We start from the raw sequence: 4,075 nt of genomic DNA, 5'->3' as shown, positions 1-4,075 counted from the left end.
ACTCAAAGGTGTTCTGCTTGTGGAAGCATCGTAAAGAAAGATCTGTCGGTACGAGTGCATGAGTGCCCCTATTGCGGATTCTCATGTGATCGAGACTACAATGCTTCCAGGAACATACTCATCACAGGGATGGAACAGCCCCTAGCGCCCATAGAGCCAAAACCGCTACATCACATATCAGTGATGCAAGTTTTGGCGATGACGTGGGAAGCCGCGCCCTTCAGGACGCGGTAGTTCACTATTTATTTTCGGTTAGACCTTATGGCCGATGGCAAATCGCCTCATCACCTTATCGATCTGGATCCGGGCGTCGTCGCCTACTTTGGTGTCGGCCACGAAGATCACAAATCCCTCCACCCTGGCAATGCCGTCGCCTTCGCGAGCAATGTCCTCAATATGGACATCATACTCTCCCCCAACCTCTACTGGGGCTGGTGCGCTCAAAGAGGACCTATCTGTATCATAACCTGTCAATTGCATCACCAATCCTACTAGAAAAGCAATTCAGACCTTATGTCCGATGGCAAATCGCCTCATCACCTTATCGATCTGGACCCGGGCATCGTCGCCGACATTGGTATCAGCCACGAAGATCACAAATCCATCTACTCTGGCAATGCCGTCGCCCTCACGGGCAATGTCCTCGATCTTGACATCGTACTCTCCTCCCACTGCAACCGGTACAGCTGGAGCGGATCCGCCATTGGAAGATCCCGTTTCACCTCTGAACAAGCTTTCACCGTCCTTCGCGAAAACCAGAAAACAGTTTTGCGCTGGTCTTGGCCTCGACATCTGACTATTAAATTCTTTTGCTCAATTAGGCCAATTTATTTCTGCTAGAATGCTAGTCTTTCTGAAATATGGAATGGCTGGAGAGATACAGGGATTTGATACCGGACTTCGATGGTTTCCGGGCGGTGCAGAGCCAGGCGCTTCCCAGCTCCTGCCGGATCAATACCCTGAAGATCGAGAGATGTGCCCTGCTGGACAGATTTGCTGAGAATGGGATCGATTATCAGAGCTTCAACTGGTATCCTCTGGGCCTGAAGCTGGATATGGAGAGCCCGGGAAAGCTTGTCGAGAACCTCTCGGGCTTCATCCATATTCAAGAGGAGTTATCCATGGTCCCGCCCCTGGTTCTCGATCCCCAGCCAGGCGAGCTGGTCCTTGACCTGTGCGCCTCTCCCGGCAGCAAGACCTGCCAGATCTCTCAGATGATGAAAAACCTTGGAAGGGTGATCGCCAACGAGCCATCGCTGGCCAGAATCGCTCCATTGCGCTCGAACTGCGAACGGCTGGGGGTCATGAACGTCGCTATCACCCGTTATGATGGCCGCAGATTTCCCTCTCGCCCCGTTCAATTTGACCGGGTCCTGGTGGATGCCCCTTGTTCCAGCGAGGGCCGGGAGAGGAGAGGGCCGGGGGTCTTGTGCAAGAGCAGCAGCAAGAGGTCGATGGACCTGCACAGGCTCCAGGCCGACCTACTCCGGAACGCCATCAGGCTGACCAAGCCTGGAGGCATAGTGGTCTACTCCACCTGCACCTATGCTCCGGAGGAGAACGAGCTAGTGATAGAAAGCGTCCTCGAAACGGCCAGGTTGGAGAGGATATCGATTCCGGGTTTATTGGCCTGCCCGGGAATAACTGAATGGGGCGGCATTAACTTGAACCATGAGGTCGAGAAGACAGCCCGTTATTACCCCCATCTCAATGATACAGGAGGATTCTTTGTCGCCAAGCTCATCAAGAGCCAGGAATATATTTGAGCCCCTGGATACGTCATTCGTGGCGGACCTTTGGGGGGAACGGTTTGGTATCCCCCCATCTGCCTTCGCGGGCTTTATCTTTTTTCGAAAGGCGAATAGCGTCTGGGCGGCCAACGAGGCCATCCTCCCCAGGCTCAGTTATGAGGCCATCGGAATGCGCATCATGAACCTGAAAGACCGGCCCTGGAAGCCGACTACCAGCGCCCTGCAGGTCTTCGGCCGGCATGCCACAAGGAACCTCATCCACCTGGATTCAGCGAATTCCAGAAGCTTCATGGAGGGCAAGACCCTGGCCATTGAATCGGACTCGGAATCCGGCTATGTGGTAGTATTTTATAGAGGAGAGGTGCTTGGATGCGGTCTGTACTCGCATGGAAAGCTGGTATCTCAGATTCCAAAAGAGCGGAGGATGGCGAGCTCTAAGAATGGCGCAGAAGAGAGCGCGGATCAGAACGCAAAAGATGAAGTGGCCAGTGAGATGCCGATCGATATGCGATAATTCCATATAGATCGCCATGCAGTTCCGTACTGATATTAACACCAGGGAAGTGTGAGAATCGTTGACCGTCTCAGATCTCTCGGAGATGGAAAGAGCCTGCCTCTCTCCAAAAAGCCCCAGCAATGATCATGATCTGCTGATGAGGCTCTGGTTCGAGCCTCTTAAGCTTTACCGCCTGGCCAATCTATTGCGTCAGAAGAGCGGCAAGGACGAGGTCACTTTTATAATAAACCGGAACATCAACTTCACTAACTATTGCATAGGAAGCTGCAAATTCTGCTCTTTTAAGCATAGCAAGAGATACCGCCTTTCAACTGAGGAGATCCTCAGCCGGGCGAGGGAGGCAGAGGAGCGGGGAGCTACAGAGATCTGCCTGCAGGGAGGACTCTCGCCCGGCATGCTCCTGGAGGACTACTGCGGCATCCTGGAGATCATCCACCGCAGCCATCCCCGGTTGCATCTTCATGCCTACTCTCCCATGGAGGTGCTGCATATGTCTCGCAACTCCAATGTGCCGGTGAAAGACTGCCTGAAGGAGCTGAAGAGGAGTGGTCTGGGGTCAATGCCCGGTACCGCAGCTGAGATCCTGGTCGATTCCGTTCGCCAGAAGATCTGCCCAGAGAAGCTGAATGCAGGGCAGTGGAAGGAGATCATAGTGGCCGCTCATCATCTTAAGATCCCCTCCACCTCCACCATTCTCTTCGGCCATGTGGAGAGCATGGAAGATCGGCTGGAGCACCTGGAGATACTGAAAGGAATTCAAAATGAGACAGGAGGGTTCACTGAGCTGGTCCTTCTCCCTTTCATCCCGGAGAATAATCTGCTGGGAAGGACTGTTGCCGGGCCAGATCTCCTCGATCGGCTGAAGATGCATGCCCTGGCCAGGGTCGCCCTCTATCCCGCCGTCACCAACATCCAGGCTAGCTGGACCAAACTGGGGCGGGATGCGGCAAAAGCTGCCATCATGTGGGGGGCAAACGACCTGGGGGGAACGCTTATGGACGAGAGAATCGCCCGCAACTCCAAGGAGGAGCCAGGAATCTCGGCGGAGGAGATCAAAGAGCTGATCGAGAGCTGTGGACGAAAAGCTGTGCAGAGGACCACTCTGTATGAGCTGATTTGACATCCGATAAAGCTGGCAGGCTTCGAATGGTGGTGGAGAAAAAACGCTCCATCAATCTGCCCGACTCCTGGCCGCCTTCTGCACGCTCTGGTCGGGATCTGTGGCCAATCTCTCGAGCGTCTCAGCCAGTGTATTGGGATTTTTTGCCACCGCTTCCCTCACCATCCAGGACCAGTGGCTCGCGAGCTCATCCAGGAGCTTTCCATCAAGCTTGGGATTGCGGGCTGTTGCCTCTCTGATCTCCCAGCTCCTGTCCCTGGCAAGAGTGACCAGCGACTCTGCGGGAGTGCGGGGATTGAGGGCGGCAGTCGCTCTCACGTCTATGATCCTGTCCAAAGCTAGGTAGGCCAGTAGCTCTTCTGGTGTGGAAGGATTTCGGGCGATATTGTTTCTCACCAGCCAGCTCACATCCTTGACCATCCTCTTCATCAGCTCAGCCGTGAGCAGAGGATTGGATGCCGCGCAAGCCCGGACATGCTCATCAGAGTCGCGGGCGAGGAATTCCAGGGTCTGGGGGTTGATATTGGGGCTTTTTGCCACTGCCTCCTTTACAAGATAGCGATTCTTCTGCAGAGTGGAGTCGTAGTCGGTCATCTCGTCACCGGCCAGAGACTCCAGCATCTCGCTTGTGGCCTGGCGGTTCAGGGCCACAGCCGCTCTCACAAATCCCGAGCTGTCCTCTGCCAG

At 54.6% G+C, this 4,075-nt stretch carries 6 protein-coding genes and 1 pseudogene; 4 read left to right on the top strand and 3 right to left on the bottom strand.

What is annotated here, in order from left to right:
- Positions 1 to 234, top strand: a 234-nt coding sequence (locus BP822_RS11365) for a zinc ribbon domain-containing protein (protein ID WP_286878317.1), incomplete at its 5' end; no start/stop codon positions are given.
- Between the two features lie 18 nt (positions 235 to 252).
- On the opposite strand, the gene BP822_RS11360 is transcribed toward BP822_RS11365, so the two are convergent.
- Both BP822_RS11360 and BP822_RS11355 read right to left on the bottom strand, forming a co-directional pair.
- The gene (locus BP822_RS11360; protein ID WP_013720598.1) at positions 253 to 480 is read right to left on the bottom strand and encodes a TRAM domain-containing protein; all 228 of its coding nucleotides are present in this window, start codon (positions 478 to 480) and stop codon (positions 253 to 255) included.
- 24 nt (positions 481 to 504) lie between these two features.
- Positions 505 to 732, bottom strand: coding sequence for a TRAM domain-containing protein (locus BP822_RS11355; protein WP_013720599.1), 228 nt, complete (start codon positions 730 to 732; stop codon positions 505 to 507).
- 128 nt (positions 733 to 860) lie between these two features.
- Between BP822_RS11355 and BP822_RS11350 the strand changes: the two genes are divergently transcribed.
- The 3 genes from BP822_RS11350 to cofH all read left to right on the top strand — a co-directional run bounded on the left by BP822_RS11350 (position 861) and on the right by cofH (position 3,388).
- Positions 861 to 1,766 carry an NOL1/NOP2/sun family putative RNA methylase gene (locus tag BP822_RS11350; protein ID WP_013720600.1) on the top strand — a complete coding sequence of 302 codons (906 nt, stop codon included), beginning with the start codon at positions 861 to 863 and terminating at the stop codon, positions 1,764 to 1,766.
- Positions 1,729 to 2,265, top strand: a complete 537-nt coding sequence (locus BP822_RS11345; RefSeq protein WP_052297594.1) for a methyltransferase RsmF C-terminal domain-like protein — start codon at positions 1,729 to 1,731, stop codon at positions 2,263 to 2,265. The genes BP822_RS11350 and BP822_RS11345 overlap by 38 nt, the downstream gene beginning before the upstream one ends.
- 61 nt (positions 2,266 to 2,326) lie before the next feature.
- Positions 2,327 to 3,388: a 5-amino-6-(D-ribitylamino)uracil--L-tyrosine 4-hydroxyphenyl transferase CofH gene (gene cofH / locus BP822_RS11340; RefSeq protein WP_013720602.1), complete on the top strand. Its 1,062-nt coding sequence runs from the start codon at positions 2,327 to 2,329 to the stop codon at positions 3,386 to 3,388.
- Positions 3,389 to 3,439: 51 nt separating this feature from the next.
- Here cofH and BP822_RS11335 read toward each other — a convergent pair.
- Positions 3,440 to 4,075: pseudogene (locus BP822_RS11335) on the bottom strand (hypothetical protein); the annotation flags it as partial.

It is taken from the genome of Methanosaeta sp. UBA458 (assembly GCF_002496085.1).
GTDB classification, from domain to species: Archaea; Halobacteriota; Methanosarcinia; order Methanotrichales; family Methanotrichaceae; genus Methanothrix; species Methanothrix soehngenii.
The sequence above is the reverse complement of the archived record's forward strand: the minus strand, read 5'-3'. Positions and strand labels throughout refer to the sequence as shown.

Excerpts from the sequence above, each read along its gene's own strand:
- BP822_RS11360 (WP_013720598.1), bottom strand. The coding sequence starts at position 480 with ATGCAATTGACAGGTTATGATACAGATAGGTCCTCTTTGAGCGCACCA.
- BP822_RS11350 (WP_013720600.1), top strand. The coding sequence starts at position 861 with ATGGAATGGCTGGAGAGATACAGGGATTTGATACCGGACTTCGATGGT.